The sequence below is a fragment of the Demequina sp. genome (genome assembly GCF_016278765.1).
GTDB lineage: Bacteria > Actinomycetota > Actinomycetes > Actinomycetales > Demequinaceae > Demequina.
This window is the reverse complement of the sequence record NZ_JADQBE010000007.1, coordinates 1-20,777: the sequence shown is the minus strand read 5'-3', so window position 1 is coordinate 20,777 and position 20,777 is coordinate 1. Positions and strand designations below refer to the sequence as shown.

Below are 20,777 nucleotides of genomic sequence, written 5' to 3'. Positions count from 1 at the left end.
TCAGTCCGCCATCCTTTTCCGGGACCACGAGTACTGCAGCGCCGATGCGGCGAGCACCACCAAGGTCAGCGTGAAGGAGATTGCGCTCCCGTAGCCGAAGTCCAGGAACTTGAATGCCTGTTGGTACATGTACGTCAAGGGCACTTGGGTGGCGTTTCCGGGCCCGCCCCCAGTCATCAGCAACACCGATATGAAGACGTTGAATCCGCCGATGAACAGCAGGATGAACACGACCGACAGGGCCGAGCGGATGGCTGGCATGGAGACGTGGCGGAAGCGTTGGAGGGCGTTGGCGCCGTCGAGTTGGGCAGCTTCCTTGAGGGCTTCCGGCACCGCCGTGAGTGCCGCGAGGAAGATCAGCATCGACCATCCGATGCCCTTCCAGACGCCCAGGACTGCGATCGCGAAGAGTCCCGACCAGCGCTCCTGGAACCAACTCACGTTCTCCGGCGCAAGCCCAAGCATGTCGACGACCACATGGTTCGCCAGGCCATCGCCGGAAGAAAAGATGTACTGGAACAGCAGTGACACGACCACCCAGCTGGTCACCACCGGAAGGTAGAAGAGCACTCGGAACGCCACCCTGCCGGGCAGTTTCGCATCCAGCAGGACGGCCAAAGAGAGTCCGACGATCATCTGGAGCGGCACGGTGAATGCCGTGTACGCCGCCGAGTTGACAAGGGAGTCGACGAAGACGGGATCGCCGAACGCTCGAATGTAGTTGTCAAGACCGACCCAAGGACTGGGTTGGTCCGGCGCGATGTTCCAGTCCCGGAAACTGAGAAGGAGGGTCTGGATCGCGGGGTAGAGCATGACGAGCGCGTAGATCGCAAAACCTGGGAGGATGAATGTGTAGGCGGCGAAGGTGTCGCGCCGTCTCCCGGCAGCCGCGACATGGTGTCGCGACCGCCGGGACCCCGAACCCGCGGTACGGGGGGGTGCCGCAAGGCTCTGGGGTGTCGACATGGCGGTGTTTACTTCCTCGCTAGTTGAACTCAGCCAGCAGGGCGTCCGCCTGCGAGGCCGCCTCGTCGAGCGCTTCTTGGACCGTCTTGTCGCCACGGAAGGCCGATCGAATCGCGTCCTGCATGATCGAATCGATCTGCGACCACGCCGGCGTCGGCGGGCGCGGCTTGGCGGTCTGGAGCTGCTCCACGAACTGTGCGTAGTACGCGTTGATCGACGTGAGCTGCGGACCGAGGTCGGACAGCACCGGCATCTGGCCGACTTCAGCCATGGCGAGCTGCGCCTCCTCGGACAGGAGGTAGCGCATGAACTCCATTGCCGCGTCCTTGTTGCTTGAGGACTTCGTCATGACGATGTCCTCGCCGCCGACGACCGACACGCTACCGCCGGCGCCCGCGGGCACCTGAGACGCGGAGACCGTGAAGTCCGGGTACTGCCCCGCGAAGATCGGGTACATCCACGGGCCATCGAGAATCGTGGCGTACTTGTCGGTTGCCAGACCATCACTGGTCTGCAGGCCGCCGGAGTCACCAAGGATGATGTCGGGCATGTAGCCAGCGTTGTACATGTCAACCAGGTTCTGGATGCCCTGGACCGACTCGGCACTGTTCAGGTAGCCCGTCGCGACGGTCACGTCGGTATCGGTGATGTCACCGCCTGCGCTCCAGATCCAAGGCAACATGTTCCAGCCACCCGCGCCGTTGTCGGCAAACGCGTATGCGCTGGCCTCCTTGAGCGCTGGCCCGGCGGCCATGAGCTCGTCGACGGTCGTGGGAATCGCGATGTCTGCCTGCTCAAAGAAGGAGGCGTTGTACAGCAACACCCGCGTGTTCGTGTCGAGCGGGAGGCCGTAGTACGTTCCCTTCCACAGGTTGGTCGCCAGCGTTCCCGGGTACACCTGGTCGGCGTAGGTCTGGAAGTCCGGCATCGACGTGCTGAGCGGGTCGAGCACGCCAAGGTTCGCCAGTTCCGGAACCCAGCCGATGTCCGCGCGGACCAGGTCCGGCAGCTGCTCTCCGGCGGCGGCGGTGATCAACTTCTGGTGAAGTTCGTCGTAGGGAATGGGGACGTCCTTGACCGTCACCCCCGGGTGGAGCTTCTCGAACGCCGGAATGATGGTGCCCTCGAGGGTGGCGACCTCGGGCGAGTCGGCACTGTAGGCGTGCCAGTAGGTGACGGTGCCAGCCAACTCAGCCGCGCCATCGCCTCCGGTCACTTGCGTGACTTCCGGTGTTGACGAACTGCACGCGGCGAGCGTGAGTGAGGCGAGTGCGGCGGTCACCGCTACGCCCGATTTCCAAATCTTCATGGTGAAGGCCTTTCTTTGAACCCCGTTGTTCGACGCACCCAACGCACGCCTGCCCTGCTATGAATAGTTCTACTCCAAAAGTATTGGACTGTCAAGGAGGTGTTCAAGAAGCGTTTCATCCGTTACCATATTGATACGCGAAACTAATTAGACGTGATGTGGGGAGAGTCGGCATGCGGATCGCAACACCATCATGGACTTCACATCGCGGCACCGCCTTGGATGTTGCGCTTGAGGTGCTGATCAACGGACCCGTCTCCCGCGCCCAGATAGCCCGCACACTCGACCTGTCGGCGGGGTCGCTCACGCGTCTCGCGCAGCCGCTCATCGAGTCGGGTTTGCTCGTCGAGGTCGGTGAGCAATCGAGCGGCCATGTGGGCAGGCCCTCTCGGCTGCTCGACGTCGTCGCGGACTCCCGTCACTTCATCGGCATCAAGCTCACAGGAGACAGCGCTCTGGGCGTCGTCACCAATCTGCGCGCGCAGGTGGTGACGCAAGCGAGCACACCGCTCGAGTCGCGGGAACCCTCCGCCGTCATCGCCGCCCTGGGCCACCTCGTCGGCGAACTGCGGGCAAGCGTCCAAGAGGTGACCGCAGTCGGCCTCGGTATCGGCGGCCTCGTCGCGCCCGACGGCACCGTGTTAGCTGCCCCCTTCCTCGAGTGGGTCAACGTTGAACTCGGCGCGCGTCTTGAGGCGGCGACGGGTCTCCCCGTTGTTGTCGCCAACGACCTGGTGGCCTTCACGGAGTACGAGAGGTGGTTCGGCGGCGGTCGGAACCTGGAGCGCTTCGCGGTCGTCACCCTCGGCGCGGGCATCGGCTACGGGCTCGTCGCGGGTGGGCTCGTCGTGCAGAGCGACGATGCAGGCCTGGGCCTCATCGGCCATTGGCCAGTCGACCCGTATGGGCCACTCTGCGAGGCCGGACACCGCGGCTGCGCACGGACGATCCTCACCCAGTCGGCCATCAGCGGAGCGGTTTCCGAGGCGCTCAAGAGCGACGTGTCCTACGACCAAGCCCTCGACCTCGCCGCCGCCGGTGACCTGGCAGCGCGCACGATCGTGGAAAACGCGGCCAGAGGGCTTGGCCACCTCATCGCGGCAATCGCCAACCTGACGATGCCTCAGTTGGTCATCCTGGGCGGCGAGGGGGTGCGGCTCGTCTCCGTCGCAGGACCCGCCGTCCGACAAGGCCTCAGCGAGCGGCGTGATCCGCGGGCCACCGACGTGGCCCTTCTCACGACGTCCGGCGACGACGCCGAGTGGTGTCGGGGCGCGGCCGTGCTTGCGCTGCAGACCCACGTCCTCGGCACCGACACGTCCACTGGCAACGAAGAAGCCAGCGAGCGGACCGCCGCTGCCGCAGTCGGCTTGCCGCCTGCGTCCTAACGCACCGCCTTCGCCTTAGCGCACAGCCTTGGTCGCGGCGATGAGATTCTCGAGGCTGGCGGTGGTCTCCGCATATCCGCGGGTCTTGAGGCCGCAGTCAGGGTTGACCCACAGTTGCTGGCCGGGGATCGAGCCCTTGGCCAGCGTGAGCAGCTCCGTGATCTCCTCCGTCGAGGGCACGCGAGGGCTGTGAATGTCCCACACGCCCGGGCCGATGCCGCGGCGGTAACCGTGGTCCCGAATCGCGGGCAGCACCTCCATGCGGGAACGGGCCGCCTCGATCGAGGTGACGTCAGCGTCGAGCCCATCGATCGCGTCGATGATCTCGCCGAACTCCGAGTAGCACAGGTGCGTGTGCACCTGCGTATCGTCCTTGGCGCCGGAGGTGGCCAACTTGAAGGCGTTGACGGACCAGTCGAGGTACGCGGTCTTGTCGGCGTTGCGCAGGGGCAGCAGTTCGCGCAGGGCGGGCTCGTCCACCTGGATGATGCCGATGCCGGCCGCCTCGAGGTCCGCGATCTCTTGGCGGAGCGCCAGGGCAACCTGGTTGGCGGTCACACCGAGCGGCTGGTCGTCGCGCACGAACGACCACGCGAGGATCGTCACCGGGCCGGTGAGCATGCCCTTGACCGGCTTGTCCGACAGCGACTGCGCGTACTGCGCCCAACGCACCGTCATGGGCTCGGGGCGAGCGACGTCGCCCCACAGGATCGACGGGCGCGTGCAACGTGAGCCATAGGACTGCACCCAGCCATTGACGGTGACGTCGAAGCCGTCGAGCAGCTCGGCAAAGTACTGCACCATGTCGTTGCGCTCGGCCTCGCCATGAACCAGAACGTCCAACCCGAGGTCTTCCTGCATCCTGACGACGTTGGCGATCTCGGCCTTCATGGCGGCCTCGTAGTCGGCGTCGCTCATCGCGCCCTTGGCCCACGCGGCGCGGGCCTTGCGGATCTCGGGGGTCTGCGGAAAGGAGCCGATCGTGGTGGTCGCGAGCTCGGGCAGGTGGAAGCGGTTGGCCTGAGCGGCCGCGCGCACCTGGTAGTCCGCACGGGCGTAGTCCTGGGGCTTGACAGCCGCGAGCGCGTCGCGCACGTCGGCACGGTTGGTCCCCGGGTGAGCCTTGCGCGAGGCGAGTGCGGCGCGGGCGTCGGCCAAGGCGTCGGCCGCTGCGTCCTCACCCTCGGTCAGAGCGGTGGCCAGGGTGGCGACTTCGCTCACCTTCTCGTCGGCGAAAGCCAGCCAGCTGAGCAGTTCCTCGCCCAGGTGCTCCTCGCCCTTGAGGGTGTGAGGCACGTGGAACAGCGAGGTGGAGGTCGACACGGCAACCGTGGCGCCAAGCGCCTCGACGGCCCTGAGCGTCGCCAGGGCGGAATCCAGGTTGGCGCGCCAGATGTTGTGGCCGTCGATGACTCCCGCGGCGATGACCTTGCCGGTGAGGTGGACACCCACGGGGAGGTTGCCGCGCACCAGGTCGATGCCGATCGCCTCGACGGGCGTGGCGGCAAGCACGGGGAGGGCGTCGTCAAGCGATCCCATGGGGGCGGCCACCAAGATCTGCGGGCGGGCCTGCTGCTCACCCAACCAGGAGTACCCGCGCTCGGCGTTGGCGAGTACCTCGGAGCGGTCGGCGTGGGTGTCGGCCACCAGGACGGGCTCGTCGATCTGCACCCACTCGGCACCAGCGGCCTTGAACGCCGCGAGTAGTTCGGCGTACACCGGAAGAAGGTCGTCCAGGCGGCTGATCGGGTCGAAGCCGGTCTTGGCCTCGTCGGAGGCCTTCGCCAGGTACAGGAACGTCAGCGGGCCCGTGATCACGGGGCGGGTGAGGTAGCCCGCGTTCTTGCCTTCGACAAACTCGTCAACCCATCGCGTGCCGGACAGCGCGAACACCGTCTCGGGGCCGATCTCCGGAACCAGGTAGTGGTAGTTCGAGTCGAACCACTTGGTCATCTCGAGCGGGGCCTTGTCGCCCTCGCCGCGCGCGATGGTGGAGTAGGCGGCCAGGTCGACCGATCCGTCGTGCGCGCGCAGGTCTGCGAAGCGCGTGGGAATCGCACCGAAGGTGACGGCCGCGTCCAGCATGTGGTCGTAGAACGAGAAGTTCGAGGGAATGGCGCTCGTGGTGGCGCCCAGACCCAAACCGGCCAGGCGGTCGCGGGTCGCGGCGCGCAATGCGGCGGCAGTCGCCTCCAGGTCGGCCTCGGTGGAGGCGCCCTTCCAGAAGGATTCGAGCGCCTTCTTCAGCTCACGATTCGCGCCGATGCGCGGGTAGCCGAGGATGGTGCCGGTGGGAAAGGGAGCAGGGGTGACGTCAGACATGTTTCCTCAAATGAGTGCATGCGCGGCGGGCTCGCCATTGCGCTTGATCGACGCTCGTACCGGCGCCGAGACAGCGCCGCACAGTCTAGCGGCTGACAAGCCCGCGGGCCAATGCGTGCTGGCGGGGTCGGACGCGAAGCAGTCGAGGCGACGTGACTCGTGAAAGAATCACCTCATGGAAGAGATCTCCGAGCGCACTGTCACTCTCCGCCGCGAGTCGGAGGGTGTATACATCGCCACCAACTCTGCGGGCGCCGAGTTGCGGTTCGGCCACAATTCCGGGGGCTTTGGCTCCGTCGAGTTGTTGCTTGCCGCCATCCTGGGCTGCTCATCAACGGACGCCGACGCGATGACGTCCCGTCGCGTCGAGCCCGAGCACTTCGAGGTCACCGCGGTGGCGGACAAGGTCAGCGGTGGCGCGGACGGCGCGATACTGCGCGACATCCGTCTGAGCTTCGACCTTCGCTTCCCCGACGGCGACGACGGAGACAAGGCGCGTGCCCGGGTCGGCGCCGCTCTCAAGACTGCTCATGACAAGACGTGCACGGTGTCGCGGACGGTGGAGCACGGCGCGAAGGTCACGTTCATCGACGCCAACGACTACGACGGCTGACAGCCCCGCACACGCACGGGCCCGGCATCCTGGGGAGCCTTGCCCGGCTCTAGGACTGGCGCAGGCCCAACGCGTCCACGAGTTCGCATGCGGCCTCGTGCTTGTTGAACGTGATGATGTGGATTCCGGGTGCGCCCGCATCGACCAAGTCGCGGGACAGGCGGGCCGCGTGGGCCACGCCGGTGGCAAGCGCCGTGTCGTCGTCCTCTGCGGCCTCGAGCGCGGCCAACAGTTCGTCCGGCGTGGGCACGCCCGTGAGCTCGGCGGCGCGATAGGCGCGGCGCGCGGAGACCAGTGGCATCACCTCGGGCACGATCGGCAAGCCGATGCCCTGAGCGGATGCGTCGCGCACCAGAGCCTCGTAGTGGGGCACCTCGTAGAACACCTGGGTGATCGCAAAGTCCGCGCCGGCGTCTTGCTTGGCGCGTAGCACGTCGAGTCCCTGTTGGCGCCATTGCTCGAGGGCGTGCTGGGCGGGGAACGCAGTCACTCCGATGCTGATGTCCACGCCTTGCGCTCCGGCCACCTCGCGCAGCAGCGCGACCAATTCGGAGGCGTAGAGCAGGCCGTCGGGGTGCGGACTCCAATCGACCTGACCCTGGGGTGGGTCGCCACGTAGCGCCAGGAAGTCGCGCACGCCTTCGGCAAGGTATGCCTCGATGACGCCGATCAGCTCGGCCCTGCTTTGGCCGACGCATGTGAGGTGCGCGAGCGGGGGGATCGTGTGCGCCTCGGCCAGGCGCTGCACCGCCGCGCGGCTCGTGGAGCGGGTGGAGCCGGACGCGCCGTAGGTGATCGAGATGAAGTCCGGGCGGGTGCTGGCGAGCACCTCCATGGCGGCCTCAAGCGAGACCTCGGCCGCAGGAGTGCGCGGCGGGAAGAGCTCGTACGACAGGGTCGTGTGCTCGGTGGCGAGGAGGTCTCGGATCGTCATGGCGTGGCAAGACTACGCGGGCGCGCGCGCAGAAACCAAGCGCATGCGGGCCGGGGGCCCCGCGGCGGCGGCCGCCGCCCGGCCGCGGCATCGTGCCCAGGGAGGCTTTGCCACCACAGTCCACCCCGGGCGCCCTCACGAGGCGCCGCGGCGGTCCCGCCCGTCAGACTAGAACCATGATCACGGAACCGAACGACCTCACTCGCTGCTTTGGCAACGGAGAACCGCTCTACGAGCAGTACCACGACTTCGAATGGGGCGTGCCCGTCCACGGTGACGCCGCGCTGTACGAACGCATCGTGCTGGAAGGCATGCAGTCCGGTCTGTCCTGGCTCACCATCCTGCGCAAGCGAGACAACTTCCGCGCCGCCTTCTGTGGCTTCGAGCCTGCGGCCGTCGCGGCGTTCGGGGATGACGACGTGGAACGGCTACTGGCCGACGCTGGCATTGTGCGCAACCGGCTCAAAGTCAACGCGGCCATCACCAACGCGCGCGCCGTGGTCGCGTTGCAGGAGGCTGGCGGCTCCCTGGACCGGCTTTTCTGGTCTCACGCCCCAGCGCCACGCGCTCAACGCCCCAGCGGATGGGACGAGGTGCCAGCGTCAACCCCGGAGTCGGTGGCGCTGACCAAGGAGCTGAAGAAGGCCAGCTTCGTGTTCGTGGGGCCCACCACCATGTACGCCGCGATGCAGGCGTGCGGCCTGGTGGACGACCACATCGAGGGGTGTGTGGTCCCAACTCGATCTGGGGGCGTATCCCACTCGTCGGCAAGTAACTCCAGCTGACGTGCTCACGAACACTCCGCGCGCGGCGCCGGTGTCGCCACCATCAGTGCACGTCGGCCGAGTCGTTCTTCTTGCGTCTCGGCACCAGGTGGACCACTGCGACCACGACCGCACCCACCACCGTGCCGGCCAAGGCTGACGCCAGGGTGTTCGCGAGCCAGCCGAGGAAGCCGCCAATGCCCGCAACTGCGTGCACCGCGTCCTCCGCGCTGTGGACCGCCTCGTAGGGCGCCGCCCAACCGATCTCATTAAGCCCGACAAGCAAGATGTGCCCGCCGACCCACAACATCGCGACAATCCCCACCGTCGACAGGACCGCGAGCACCTTCGGCATAGCAAGGACCAGCGTCCGCCCGATCGCCGCGGTCGCGCCCCGCTGCCGTTCGGCCAGGTAGAGGCCAACATCGTCCATCTTGACGATGAGCGCCACAATCCCGTAGACGACCGCCGTGATGGCAAGCGCCACAATCGCAAGAATGATCGCACGGGACACGAACGGTTCATCCGTCACCTCGTCGAGCGCGATGACCATGATCTCCGTCGAGAGGATGAAGTCGGTGCGGATGGCGTTGTTCACCATGGTCTTCTCGACGTCCGCACCCTGGGCCGCCACCGGAACCGCCACCGTGTGTTTACCGTGACCGGTGACGAGCTCATATAGCTTCTCGGCACCTTCGAAGGCCAGGTAGGTGCCGCCGATCATCAGAATCGGTGTGAGTAACCACGGGAGGAACTGGCTCAGTAGCAACGCGGCCGGGAGGATGAAAACCAACTTGTTGCGCAGCGACCCCAACGCAATCCGCCGGACAATGGGAAGTTCGCGTGCGGCAGTGAATCCATGGAGATAACGGGGCGTCACCGCGGTGTCGTCAATGACGACGCCCGCAGCTTTCGCGCTCGCTCTGCCCGCCGCCACGCCGATGTCGTCAACGGACGCCGCGGCAAGCTTGGCGAGCGCGGCGATGTCGTCTAGGAGTGCCACCAAACCGCCGGCCATGATTACTCCTCGCTCATCCGTCGAAGCACAAGGCTATCCGGGGCCCGGCGACCCTGACATCATGCACGGCAACTTCGATTGCTGATCGGCCGTCAGCCGCCGATTCCGCCTTGGCAGGACGCACCCGGCTCGGGCGTCTGCTCTCCCTGCAGGTAGCGCTCCAAGAAGGGAAGAAGACGCTCGTCCTGCGCTGAATCAAGTTCGACCTGAACACCCCAGGCGGTGGCCACGACGTCGGCGGCGAGATCCTGAAACGGGCTGACCAACAGGTACGGGTTCTCCTGTGCCAGTTCGCTCAACCTGGCGACCTGTGCGTCGTCGAGCCCGGGCCGATATGTCAACCACACTGCGCCGTGTTCGAGGGAGTGCAGGGCGTTCTCGCTGCGAATCGGCTCCGCATAGAAGCCGCAGTTCTGCACGACGGGGTCGTGGTCGCCGCCCGTCGGCGGCAACAGCGTGCCTTCAGCAACCGCTTCTCGGGTCTCATAGGAGATATCCCCTGCGACGTGTGTTGCCGTGGAGATGTCGTCGACTCGCTCGCCCACGATCGGTTGGCTCGCCGCCTGCTCGACCGCAGCAGCATCGCGCTCCGCGTTGGCGATGACAAACGCGGTAGGCACCACCAGGGCCAACACGATTCCGGTGAAGATGAGGATGGTCAGATACTTGCGGCGACGATCGTCCCGCAACTGGGCGGCGCGAATCTCCGAAACGCGGGCACGCCGTTCGTCCTTGGTGGGGCCCGTCTTCTTGCTTGCGCTCATAGGTTTTCTCCGGATCGTTGCAGTCACCGACGTTTCGAACGATCGGGGCGGATGTCGGACACGTGGAAGATCATGATAGGCGATCAGAGGGGACTAGCGGACGACCGCGAGGTTCTGACACGCGATGTGCATGGTGGCCCGGGCAGGGTTCGCCGCCGTCACAAATCTGCCAACCGCTTCGGAATTCGGCGACGCGTGAAAGCCAACCCGGCTGACCGCACGCCCACGAGCACCTCGCTGTCCGGGCGCCACTGCTGGTCGCCCAGCACGCGCGCCTGCACGGGCTGCTCGCATGCGGGCAGGTCCATGGTGACCACCGCGTCGTGCCCGAAGTAGGCGACATCGCGGACCAGAGCGATGACGCCGGGGCCGCCCCCCGCGCCTATGGCGCTTACCGACAGCTGCTCGGGCCTTAGCACCAGGTCCACGGTGTCGCCGGGATGGGCGACGTGCCCGTCGGCGAGGTTCGCGGGCACCACTCCCAGGGGGCCGGCCACCGCGCCGTCGCTCCACGTGCCGGGCAGAACCAGCGCTCCACCGACGAACCGGGCAAGCCATCGCGAGGCGGGCTTGGCGTAGATCTCCGCCGGAGTGCCAACCTGCACGAGCCGGCCCTCGTCCACCACGGCCACGTGATCCGCCATGGATAGCGCCTCGTCCTGATCATGCGTCACCAGTACCGCCGTAGTCTGCGCGCGCCGCAGCACCTGGCGCACCTGGCCGCGCACCTCAGCACGCAGCGCCGCGTCAAGGGCGGAGAAGGGCTCGTCCAGGAGCACCACGTCCGGCTCCGTCGCCAGAGCTCGCGCCAACGCTACGCGGTGACGTTGCCCGCCGGACAACTCGCCTGGCATGCGGGTGGCGTAGTCGGTCATGCCCACCATCTCCAGCAGGTCCAGTGCCTTTCCGCCACGGCGTTGCGCGCGCGGCAGGCCAAAGCCCACGTTCGCGAGCACGTCGAGGTGTGGAAACAGCGCGGCGTCTTGGGGTACCAATCCGATGCGCCGGCGCTCAGGGGCCACGTGCACACGGGGGCCGGACAGTACCGTGCCGTCGACGACGACGGCACCCTCGACCGGCCGGTTCAGTCCGGCGATGACGCGCAGCAGCGTGGACTTGCCGGAACCCGACGGTCCGAGCACGGCGGTGAGGCTACCGTGCGGCACGGTGAAGGTGATGCCTCGCAACACGGGCGCGGCATCGTAACCCGCCACAATCTTGCGTACCTGCAGTTCGCTCACAGTGTCTCCTCCGGGTGGCGTTTACCGCCTGCGACTTCCCGCGTCAGCAGCAACGCCGGCACGGCGGCCACCGCAATCAGCACCAGCGCATACGGCGCGGCCGCGGCGTAGGCGGTGCCGGATGTGAGCCGCCACAGCGACGTTGCGAGCGTCTCCGTGCCCGTGGGTCGCAGGAGCAGCGTCGCCGGCAATTCCTTCATGGCCGTCAGCGCCACCAGCAGCACGCCCGCCCCGATGCCCGGCCACGCGATGCGTGCGGTCACGCGGATCCACACCCCCGCGGGCGTCGAACCCAGGGTGCGGGCCACGTCCTCCAAGCCGGGCTCCACCTGAACGATGCTCGATCGCACGGCGCCCACCGCCTTGGGCAGGAACAGCACGCCGTAGGCGAAGGCGAGCATCCAGATCGACTGATACAGCATCGGCGCCACGTTGAGCGAGAAGAACACGAGCGACAGGCCCACGACGATGCCCGGTAAGGCCAGTCCCAGGTAGCTGGCGGACTCGGTGGCGGTCGCCAGGCGCGAGCGGAAGCGGGCCGCCACAATGCCAATGGGTAGGGCGAGGGCAAGCGCCACGACCGCGCCCGCCGCCGCAAGCCCCACCGTGGACAACGCGTCGGCCAGCAGGTCTTCCGTCTTGACCGTCGTGGAGGTCTCGGTCCTCAGCAAGAGATACCGGGCCAGCGCACCGAGCGGCACCCCGAGCGACAGCGCCGCCACCACCGCGAGACCGCCGTGGGCGAGCCAACGCCACCGGCCCAGCGCCACAGGGACCGGCTGGGTGCGCGCCGCCACGGTCGAGCCCGTGCGCGCCTGGGCTCCCCGAATGCGCCGTTCGGCCGCCACGAGCGCGATCCCCATCGCGGCCAGGACCACGGACATCACGGCCGCCAGGGTGCGGTCAAACAGGCTCTCGTATGCCACCTGGATGGCCCACGTGAACGCTTGGTAGCGCATCAGGGCGACGGACCCGAAGTCGCTCAGCACATACAGCGCCACCAGCAGCACCCCGGCCAGAGAGGCGGGGCGAATCTGCGGCCAGGTCGCCTCGAGGAATGCCCTCCAGCGGGTGCGGCCCAACGTGCGCGCGACGTCCTCGCTGGCCGCGTCGGCAAGACGCAGGGCGGCGATGGTCGGCAAGATCACGAGCGGCACGTTGCACAGGGTGAGCACGAGGAACGCGCCCCAGAAGCCGCGTACCGGCGTGGTCGCGATCCAGCCGAATGCCGCCACATACGAAGGCACCGCGAGCGCCAGGGAGGACACCACGAGCCACACGCGGCGCCCTGGCAGGTCGGTGCGAGCCAGGAGCCACGCGGTCGCCACACCCAACACCAGGCACGCCGCCGAGACCGCGAGCACGAGGCCCACCGTGTTCACCATGAGGGTCGCGATGCGGGCGTTCCACAACGCACGGACGATCTCCGTGCCGTCCGCCTGGGCCACCCGCACCACGAGGTAGGTCAAGGGGATGGCTGCCAGCGACGCGGCCACCACCGCCGAGGCCCGCAGAATGAGGCGCCCGCCCGGCGCGCGCCAACGACGACGGGGGTCCGGAGCTGCCTCCAAGTCCGCCGCCGCCGTGAACCTTGCGGGCCGCATGTGTCTCCTTACAGGAGGCCTACTTCCACCAGCATCTCGGTGGTCTTCCCCAAGCTGTCGAGGTCGGCGAGATCCAACTCCGGGTTGGTCAGCGTCTCGAGGGCGGGCAGGCCCTCGGGCGCCGCGACTCCATCGATCAACGGATACTCGTAGGTGTTGTCGACAAAGTACTGCTGAGCGGCCGGCGAGACCAGGTACTCAATAAACTGCAGCGCGTCGGCGTCATCTGCCGCTCCGGTGAGCAGCCCGGCCCCGGTCACGTTGACGATGCTGCCTGCGTCGCCCGCTTCGGGGAACGCCAACTTGGCGCGCATGTTCTCGGCACCCACCTCGGCGGCCATCCGATACCAGTAGTAGTGGTTGATCAGGCCAAGCTTGATCTCGCCCGCGTTGGCGGCCTCCAGGATTGGCGTGTTCTTCGCGTAGACCTGGGCGTCCGAGGCTTTCATGCCCTCGAGCCACGCCCTGGCAGCATCCTCGCCCTCGAGCACGCGCAGCGCGGTGACAAAGGACTGGAACGACGCGTTGGTGGGGGCGATGCCCACCTGGGAGGACCACTTTTCGTCGGTGAGGGCCGCGACCGTCGTGGGCACCTCGTCGGCGCTGAGCTGTTCACTGTCGTAGACGATGACCCGCGCGCGTCCGGTCACACCGACCCAGGAGCCATCCGTCGACGTGAAGCCCGCGGGTACGGTCGTGGTGATGCTCTCGGGGAGCGTGGCGAACATGCCGGCCTTGGCGATGGCTCCCAGCGCGCCGGCATCCTGCGCCAGGAATACGGCGGCGGGAGTGGCGTCGCCCTCCTCCAGGAGCAGCGCGGCCAATTCGGTGCTCCCGGCGTAACGCACGTCGACGCTGATGCCGGTGTCGGACTCGAACTGCTCGATGAGGGGGTCAATCAGTTCCTGGTCGCGACCCGCGTACAGCGTGAAGGTGCCATCGGCGACCGCGGACGCTGAAGATGCCGTCCCCGGTGTCGGCATGGCGTCGCCATCACCGGCGGCGCATGCGCTGAGCGTGAGTACGGCGAGGGCGGCAGTCGCAATCGCGGCTGGGCGCAGGGCAGTCATCTCAGGCCTTTCTGAAGAGTGTCGTGACGAAGTAAGGCGAGCCTAATATGGAATTATGCAACGAGTCAATTGCGTAATTCGCCGACGGGGCGGCGGGGCGTGTCGAGGGGCGCGCGACCGGGTGTTAGCAGGAGGAACGACGATGCCGAGCGACCGCATCGTTCACGAGTGCGGCCACGATCCGCTCGTCGGCAGGCAGCCACGGAACTCCGTCAACCCACGACCCCGGCTCCAGCCACCGCAGCTGGTCGTGATACTCGAGCGGCTCCGGCTGGGCAGAGTCCGGCGCAAGTTCGCACCAGAACAGCCTCAGCACCAACCTCAGCGGCGACGGCTCCACTCCGGGCGCGGGATTCGCTCCCGCCGCCCGGATCTCCCACACCGCATCGCCCGAGACGGTGGACACCTCCGGGCCCCGTAGTTCGTCTCCGACGATGACGTCGATGCCGAGCTCCTCGTCGAGTTCCCGGCGCAGGCCCTCGACCGCCGTCTCGCCGGACTCCACCTTGCCGCCCGCAAACTCCCACAGACCGCGCGCCCACTCGGGCGCCGTGCGCCGCGCCGCCAGCAGCAGGCGCGGCACCTCAGACGAGTCGGTGACGGCGCCCGCGACGATCAGGAGCTCGTCAGGCGCGCCAGCACTCACGCGATGTGGTCGGCGTATGCTTCAGAGTCAAGCAGTTCGATGCCCTCCGAGACGTCGACCTTGAAGATCCAGCCGCCATCATAGGGCTCGTCGTTGATGGCCGCGGGCGACGAATTCAGCGCCTCGTTGACAGCCGTCACGATGCCCGAGACGGGCGAGTACAGCTCGCTCACCGCCTTGGAGGACTCGAGTTCGCCGCACACTTCGCCCGCCGTCACCTCGTCGCCTACGGACGGCAACTCGACGAATACGACGTCACCCAAGGCATTCGCGGCGTGTTCGGTGATGCCAACGGTCACCACCGAGCCAGGCTCGACGTCACCGGACACCCACTCGTGCTCAGCGGAATACAGCAGGTCTGCAGGAATCGAGGACATGACAACAGCCTTTCGTCAAGGGAATGCGGGCAACGCCTCGCTACGAGGCCCGTGAGTAGAACGGTAGCGCGCTCACCGCCATGGTTTCGCGTCGACCACGTACATCGACCTCGAGGATGGTGCCCACAGCAGATGCGGAAGGATGCACCATCGCCATGGCGATCGGCGCGGACAAGGTGGGAGACGGCGCCCCGGACGTGACCACACCCACCTCGACATCGCCCGACATCACGGCGTAACCGGGTCGGGCTGAACGGCGCGACTGTCCCACAAGTGCGACAAGCACCCGCGCGTCGTCAGGCGCCGATGCGGGGTCTTCGGCCCAAGCGTCGTGCGTCTCCTTGGCAGCGGCCAACGCCTCGCGGCCCACAAAGTCCCCGCGCTCGACACGCTCGTCCGTCAGGCCCACCGCACCGTCGAGCCCGGGGCGCGTCACCTCGCGCGCGGCCCCGGTGTGCACCACCCAACCCAGGCCCGCGTGATAGGGCGTGGTCGACAACGACAGTTCCTGGCCGTACAGGGGCATGCCCGCCTCAAGCCGCAAGGTGTCGCGCGCCGAAAGCCCGCACGGCATCAGGCCGTGGGGTGTGCCCGTGGCCAGAGCGAGCCGCCACACCTCGACCGCATCGTCCGGAACCACGAACAACTCGAAGCCGTCCTCGCCGGTGTATCCGGTGCGCGCCACCATGGCGTGGATGTCTCCGCGCAGCAGCACCGTGCACCAGGCGTAATTCTTCAACGCGCGCACGTCTTCGGCGCCCAACTCGCACATCTCAGTCACGATGTCCACGGCCCGTGGCCCCTGAACGGCTTGGAGCGACACCTGGTGCGTGATGTTCTCGACGGTGACGTCGAAGGGCTCGCAACGATCCGCCAACTGCTCCGTCACCGCGTCCACGTTCGCCGCGTTGGCGACAATGATGAAGTGATCCCAGTCGCGCCGGTACACGATGAGGTCGTCGATAATTCCGCCGTCCGGGGTGCACAGCATCGAGTACTTTGCCCGCCCGATCGCCAGGCGTGCCATGCCTGAGACCAGCGCGAAGTCGAGGGCTGCGGCGGCGTCCGGGCCGCGCAGCGAGATCTCGCCCATGTGGCTGATGTCGAACAGCCCTGCGGCGGTGCGCACCGCCTGGTGCTCCGCCACGTCGCCTGCATAGCGGACGGGCATCTCCCAGCCCGCAAACTCGGTCAGGGTCGCGCCAAGCGCGACGTGCTCGTGGTGCAGTGGGGAGCGATTCATATTGCCAGCGTAGACGGCGCGGCGCACTGACATGGCCGCCGCGGGTCTCTAGTCCTCGTACTCTTCCAACGGAGGGCACGTGCATACGAGGTTGCGATCCCCGTACGCATTGTCGATGCGCCGCACGGGAGGGAAGTACTTGTCGCGGCGCAGGCCGGGAACGGGGAATGCCGCCACCTCGCGCGAGTACGCGGCGGTCCAGGTATCTGCCGCCACCGCCTCCGCCGTGTGAGGTGCGTGTCGCAGCACCGAATCCTCGGCAGAGACGTCACCATTCGCGACGGCATCGATCTCGCCGCGAATCGCGATCATGGCGTCGATGAAGCGATCCAGTTCCGTGAGGTCCTCCGACTCGGTCGGCTCGACCATGAGCGTTCCGGCGACGGGCCAGGACATGGTGGGGGCGTGGATCCCGTAGTCGATGAGTCGCTTCGCGACGTCCTCCGCGGTGATGCCGGTCGTCTTGGTCAGTTCCCGCACGTCGAGAATGCACTCGTGCGCCACCAGGCCGCCGGGCCCGCGGAACAACACCGGGAAGTACTTGTCGAGGCGTACGGCCACGTAGTTGGCGGCGAGCACCGCCATCTGGGTGGACTGGCGCAGGCCGTCGGCGCCCAGCATCGCGATGTACGCCCACGCGATGGGGAGCACTCCCGCCGAGCCGTAGGGCGCCGCACTGACGGCCGCGCCTTCGCGTCGCAAGTCGTTGGGACGCAGAATCGATTGGCGCACGGCTGGCAGGAACTCGACCAAATGCTTCGCCACGGCCACGGGCCCCACTCCCGGTCCGCCGCCGCCGTGTGGGATCGCAAAAGTCTTGTGGAGGTTCAGGTGCGAGACGTCTCCCCCAAAGTGGCCCGGCTTGGCCAGGCCCACCAACGCGTTGAGGTTCGCGCCATCGATGTAGACCTGGCCGCCTGCGTCGTGAACGGCCGCGCACACATCCTTCACGTGCGGCTCGTACACGCCGTGGGTCGATGGATAGGTGATCATGATGGCCGCGACCTTGGACCCGTGGGCCGCCAGCTTCGACTCGAGATCGGCCGCGTCGATCTCGCCGTCCGCGGCCGTCTTCACCACCACTACCCGGAAGCCCACTAGGACGGCCGAGGCCGCGTTGGTGCCGTGAGCAGAATCGGGGATGAGGCAGATGTTGCGCTCCGACTCCCCGCGGCTCAGGTGATAGTTGCGGATGGCGAGCAGGCCGGCGTATTCGCCGCGCGAGCCGGCGTTGGGCTGCACAGACACGGCCGCGTAGCCCGTGATCTCCGCCAGCCAGTCCTCCAGCTGCTCGATCATGTGGCGGTAGCCCATGGTCTGTTCCGCGGGGGCGAAGGGGTGGATGTTGGCGAAACCCGGCCACAGGATGGGCTCCATCTCAGCCGCCGCGTTGAGCTTCATGGTGCACGAGCCGAGCGGGATCATCGTGCGGTCAAGCGCCAAGTCCTGGTCCGACAGCTTGCGCATGTAGCGCGTGAGCGCCGCCTCCGAGCGGTGAGCGGTGAACACGGGGTGCGTCAGGTAAGCCGAGGTGCGCCGCATCCCGCGCGGGATCGCCACGCGCGGCGCCGTGTACACGGGGTGACGCTTGGTCCCGATGACCGCCTCGACCAGCTTGTCGAGGGTTGCCAGCTCCGTCTTCTCATCGCACGCAAGGGCAACCCTGTCGTCGTCCACCTTGCGAATGTTGATCCCTGCGGCCGCCGCGCGCGACACCACGGAGTCCGCGCCGCGGGGCATGTGCAACGTGATGGTGTCGAAGAAGGCGTCGTGCATCGGCTGGAAGCCCGCGGCCGTCAGGGCGTCGTACAACGTCACGGCGCGTGAGTGAACCTCCATCGCGATATCGCGCAACCCATCGGGACCGTGATAGATCGCGTACATCGACGAGACGACGGCCAGCAGTGCCTGTGCGGTGCAGATGTTCGACGTGGCCTTGTCTCGCCGGATGTGCTGCTCGCGGGTCTGGAGCGTCAGGCGGTAGGCAGGATTGCCCGCGGCATCGACGGAAACGCCGACGAGCCGACCGGGCAGTTGGCGCTCGAGGCCCGCACGCACTGCGATGAACGCGGCGTGTGGTCCGCCGTAGAACAGCGGCACACCGAAACGCTGGGCCGAACCCACGGCAATGTCCGCGCCCATTTCGCCCGGAGGACTCACAATGCTGAGGGACAGGATGTCGCATGCCACCGTCACCAACGCACCCGCGTCATGCACCGCGGCAATCAGCGGTCCGAGGTCGCGCAGCACTCCCGACATTCCCGGATTCTGGATCACCACCCCCGTGACGTCGTCGGCCGGCTTCCACTCTTCCGAGATGGCCTCGACTCGCGCCTCAATGCCAAGGGCCTCGGCCTGCGCCAAGACCACCTCAATCGTCTGCGGGAAGCATTCATCGTCGAGAACGACGGCTCCGCCGCGGTGAGCCGCGCGTTGCATGAGCAGCACGGCCTCGCTGACCGCGGTCGCCTCGTCGAGCAATGATGCGTTCGCGAGCGGCAAAGCGGTGAGGTCGGACACCATCGTCTGGAAGTTGAGCATGGCCTCCAGGCGGCCTTGCGAAATCTCCGCCTGGTATGGCGTATAGGCCGAGTACCAGGCGGGATTGGACAAGATTCCGCGTCGGATGACCGCCGGCGTGATCGTGTCGTAGTAGCCCTGACCGATCATCTGCACCGACTGCACGTTTTGTCGCGCATAGCCATCGAGTTCGGCGAGCGCTTCACCTTCCGTCAGGGCGGGAGGAAGCACCAGGATGTCGTCTTGGCGGATCGACTCAGGTACAGCCTCGTCGATGAGCGCGTCGAGGGAGGCATAGCCGACGGCGTCGAGCATCCGCTGGGCAGAAGCGTCCTCAGGTCCAATGTGGCGATCGGCGAAGGTAGTCACGAGCCCATTCTGTCGTACTGCGAGACCCGGCGACAGATCACGGCCCGCGCGGCGCGCATCGCGGCCCTCACGCAGACCCTGCGTTGGCCAGAAGAACGGCGCCCTTCCCCATGGGAAAAGGCGCCGCGCTCACCACGATTATGAGTTGTCGGTTGTCTCCGCGCTGGCTGCGTCTGACTTGATGCGGTCGATGGCGTTCACGGCTGAGGCCTTCGCCTTGTAGCCCTCGCTCAATGCGAGGACGTTGCCGTTGGTGGCTTTGATCCGGAAGCGGAATTCGCCCGCCTTGTCCTTATAGATCTCGAAGTGCACTCCAGTGCTCCTTTGCGTCTGGTGCGGTACTCGGTGAGAACCATCCTAGGAGGCACGACCGTGGCTGACCAGAGTCCTCACGTCCCCCTCGCGATGCTCGTGCCCCCCTCTTGGTGGGCTCGACACGTCGCGTCCACTCCGACTAGCGTCCGACCATGGAATCCCTGGTCGCGACGATTCTGGGAGCCATGACCGGTTCGGGTGCGGCCAAGGTTCACCGCTTTGTCGATGGCGGATGGTGGCTCAATCTGCTCGCCGGAGCGCTCGGCGGATTCCTGGGCAAGGCCATGTGGGCCGATTCACTCACGCCTTCGCTCGCAGACAGCTCCCTCGCCGGAGCGGCCGTCGGAGGTGCGATCGGCGGCATCGTGCTGGCCGTGGTGGCGGCGCTGGCGCGTCGCGTGCTACGACGCTGACCTCGCGCCAGCTCCTCGACACACTCGAGTACCCTGATAACCGTCGAGAGGCCGCTGTGAAACTGATCGTCCAAATTCCGTGTCTCAACGAGGAAGCGACGCTTCCGTCGGTACTGCGCACCATCCCCAGCACGATTCCAGGCATTGACAAGATCGAGATTCTGGTCGTCGACGACGGTTCTGACGACGACACCGTCGCCGTCGCCCGCGAGCACGGCGTCGACCACATTCTCCGTCACACCCGTCGCATGGGCCTCGCGCGCTCATTCCGTGACGGCGTCGACTTTGCGCTTGCACACGGTGCCGACATCGTCGTCAACACCGATGGCGACAACCAATACCCGCAGGAACGCATCGGCGACCTGGTGGAGCCGATTCTCGCTGGACGTGCCGACATCGTGATCGGCGACCGCCAGACGCACACCATCGCCCACTTCTCCCCGTTCAAAAGGGCCATGCAGCGATTTGGGTCGTGGGTGGTCAACCGCGCGGCCGGCACAAGGCTGCCCGACGCGGCCTCCGGATTTAGGGCCTACTCGCGATACTCGCTGTACCGCCTCAACGTCGTCACTCAATTCAGTTACACGATGGAGACCATCATCCAGGCAGGCAACAAGAGCCTCGCCATCGAGTCGGTGGAGATTGCCACCAACGCGAAGACGCGCGAATCGCGACTGTTTTCGAACATGTTTGAACACATGCTGAGATCGGGCCAGGCGATCCTGCGCTCCTACATCGTGTTTAGGCCGTGGTCGGTCTTCGCCGGATTGACTGCCGTGTTTGGTGTCGCTGGCCTGATTCCGTTCGCCCGTTACGCGGTGCTTCTCGCTGGCGGTGACGAGGGCAATCACTATCAGTCGCTGATGTTGGGAACGCTTCTCCTCATCGGCGCGGGCCTGTC

The 20,777-nt window shown here is 66.8% G+C and carries 19 protein-coding genes; 5 read left to right on the top strand and 14 right to left on the bottom strand.

Annotated elements, in window-relative coordinates; all coding sequences use genetic code 11:
• Both QZZ29_RS00585 and QZZ29_RS00580 read right to left on the bottom strand, forming a co-directional pair.
• Positions 1-813 carry a sugar ABC transporter permease gene (locus QZZ29_RS00585; protein WP_291380566.1) on the bottom strand — a complete coding sequence of 271 codons (813 nt, stop codon included), beginning with the start codon at positions 811-813 and terminating at the stop codon, positions 1-3.
• Between the two features lie 172 nt (positions 814-985).
• The gene (locus QZZ29_RS00580) at positions 986-2,275 is read right to left on the bottom strand and encodes an extracellular solute-binding protein (protein WP_291380564.1); all 1,290 of its coding nucleotides are present in this window, start codon (positions 2,273-2,275) and stop codon (positions 986-988) included.
• 173 nt (positions 2,276-2,448) lie between these two features.
• Between QZZ29_RS00580 and QZZ29_RS00575 the strand changes: the two genes are divergently transcribed.
• Positions 2,449-3,663, top strand: a complete 1,215-nt coding sequence (locus tag QZZ29_RS00575; RefSeq protein WP_291380563.1) for an ROK family protein — start codon at positions 2,449-2,451, stop codon at positions 3,661-3,663.
• A gap of 15 nt (positions 3,664-3,678) precedes the next feature.
• Here QZZ29_RS00575 and metE read toward each other — a convergent pair whose 3' ends face one another.
• Positions 3,679-5,985 carry a 5-methyltetrahydropteroyltriglutamate--homocysteine S-methyltransferase gene (gene metE, locus QZZ29_RS00570; RefSeq protein WP_291380561.1) on the bottom strand — a complete coding sequence of 769 codons (2,307 nt, stop codon included), beginning with the start codon at positions 5,983-5,985 and terminating at the stop codon, positions 3,679-3,681.
• A gap of 175 nt (positions 5,986-6,160) precedes the next feature.
• Between metE and QZZ29_RS00565 the strand changes: the two genes are divergently transcribed.
• Positions 6,161-6,598 carry an OsmC family protein gene (locus tag QZZ29_RS00565; protein ID WP_291380559.1) on the top strand — a complete coding sequence of 146 codons (438 nt, stop codon included), beginning with the start codon at positions 6,161-6,163 and terminating at the stop codon, positions 6,596-6,598.
• A gap of 49 nt (positions 6,599-6,647) precedes the next feature.
• Here the strand turns inward: QZZ29_RS00565 and QZZ29_RS00560 are convergent, their stop codons facing one another.
• The gene (locus QZZ29_RS00560; RefSeq protein WP_291380557.1) at positions 6,648-7,532 is read right to left on the bottom strand and encodes a methylenetetrahydrofolate reductase; all 885 of its coding nucleotides are present in this window, start codon (positions 7,530-7,532) and stop codon (positions 6,648-6,650) included.
• A gap of 176 nt (positions 7,533-7,708) precedes the next feature.
• On the opposite strand from QZZ29_RS00560, the gene QZZ29_RS00555 reads away from it, so the two are divergent.
• Positions 7,709-8,317 (top strand): DNA-3-methyladenine glycosylase I, encoded by a 609-nt coding sequence (locus tag QZZ29_RS00555; protein WP_291380555.1) that lies wholly within the window; start codon positions 7,709-7,711, stop codon positions 8,315-8,317.
• A gap of 43 nt (positions 8,318-8,360) precedes the next feature.
• Here the strand turns inward: QZZ29_RS00555 and QZZ29_RS00550 are convergent, their stop codons facing one another.
• The 10 genes from QZZ29_RS00550 to QZZ29_RS00505 form a co-directional block, all read right to left on the bottom strand.
• A complete protein-coding gene (locus tag QZZ29_RS00550) occupies positions 8,361-9,314 on the bottom strand; it encodes a DUF808 domain-containing protein (RefSeq protein WP_291380554.1) in 954 nt (317 codons plus the stop codon).
• Between the two features lie 92 nt (positions 9,315-9,406).
• On the bottom strand, positions 9,407-10,078 hold the full coding sequence (locus QZZ29_RS00545; protein ID WP_291380552.1) for a DUF3105 domain-containing protein: 672 nt from the start codon (positions 10,076-10,078) through the stop codon (positions 9,407-9,409).
• Between the two features lie 158 nt (positions 10,079-10,236).
• The gene (locus tag QZZ29_RS00540) at positions 10,237-11,319 is read right to left on the bottom strand and encodes an ABC transporter ATP-binding protein (RefSeq protein WP_291380550.1); all 1,083 of its coding nucleotides are present in this window, start codon (positions 11,317-11,319) and stop codon (positions 10,237-10,239) included.
• The gene (locus QZZ29_RS00535; protein WP_291380549.1) at positions 11,316-12,923 is read right to left on the bottom strand and encodes an iron ABC transporter permease; all 1,608 of its coding nucleotides are present in this window, start codon (positions 12,921-12,923) and stop codon (positions 11,316-11,318) included. Before QZZ29_RS00535 ends, QZZ29_RS00540 begins: the two co-directional genes overlap by 4 nt.
• 8 nt (positions 12,924-12,931) lie before the next feature.
• Positions 12,932-13,993, bottom strand: a complete 1,062-nt coding sequence (locus QZZ29_RS00530) for an iron ABC transporter substrate-binding protein (protein ID WP_291380547.1) — start codon at positions 13,991-13,993, stop codon at positions 12,932-12,934.
• 124 nt (positions 13,994-14,117) lie between these two features.
• On the bottom strand, positions 14,118-14,639 hold the full coding sequence (locus QZZ29_RS00525; RefSeq protein WP_291380545.1) for an NUDIX domain-containing protein: 522 nt from the start codon (positions 14,637-14,639) through the stop codon (positions 14,118-14,120).
• Positions 14,636-15,016 carry a glycine cleavage system protein GcvH gene (gene gcvH, locus QZZ29_RS00520; RefSeq protein ID WP_291380544.1) on the bottom strand — a complete coding sequence of 127 codons (381 nt, stop codon included), beginning with the start codon at positions 15,014-15,016 and terminating at the stop codon, positions 14,636-14,638. The genes QZZ29_RS00525 and gcvH overlap by 4 nt, the downstream gene beginning before the upstream one ends.
• A 40-nt stretch (positions 15,017-15,056) precedes the next feature.
• On the bottom strand, positions 15,057-16,259 hold the full coding sequence (gcvT, locus tag QZZ29_RS00515; protein ID WP_291380543.1) for a glycine cleavage system aminomethyltransferase GcvT: 1,203 nt from the start codon (positions 16,257-16,259) through the stop codon (positions 15,057-15,059).
• Positions 16,260-16,307: 48 nt separating this feature from the next.
• Positions 16,308-19,148: an aminomethyl-transferring glycine dehydrogenase gene (gene gcvP / locus QZZ29_RS00510; protein WP_291380542.1), complete on the bottom strand. Its 2,841-nt coding sequence runs from the start codon at positions 19,146-19,148 to the stop codon at positions 16,308-16,310.
• A 138-nt stretch (positions 19,149-19,286) separates the two neighbouring features.
• Positions 19,287-19,460: a DUF1508 domain-containing protein gene (locus QZZ29_RS00505; RefSeq protein ID WP_291380540.1), complete on the bottom strand. Its 174-nt coding sequence runs from the start codon at positions 19,458-19,460 to the stop codon at positions 19,287-19,289.
• Positions 19,461-19,615: 155 nt separating this feature from the next.
• Between QZZ29_RS00505 and QZZ29_RS00500 the strand changes: the two genes are divergently transcribed.
• Together QZZ29_RS00500 and QZZ29_RS00495 are read left to right on the top strand one after the other, a co-directional pair.
• Positions 19,616-19,876 (top strand): hypothetical protein, encoded by a 261-nt coding sequence (locus tag QZZ29_RS00500; protein WP_291380538.1) that lies wholly within the window; start codon positions 19,616-19,618, stop codon positions 19,874-19,876.
• Between the two features lie 56 nt (positions 19,877-19,932).
• The coding region (locus QZZ29_RS00495) for a glycosyltransferase family 2 protein (RefSeq protein ID WP_291380536.1) at positions 19,933-20,777 on the top strand (845 nt) is incomplete at its 3' end.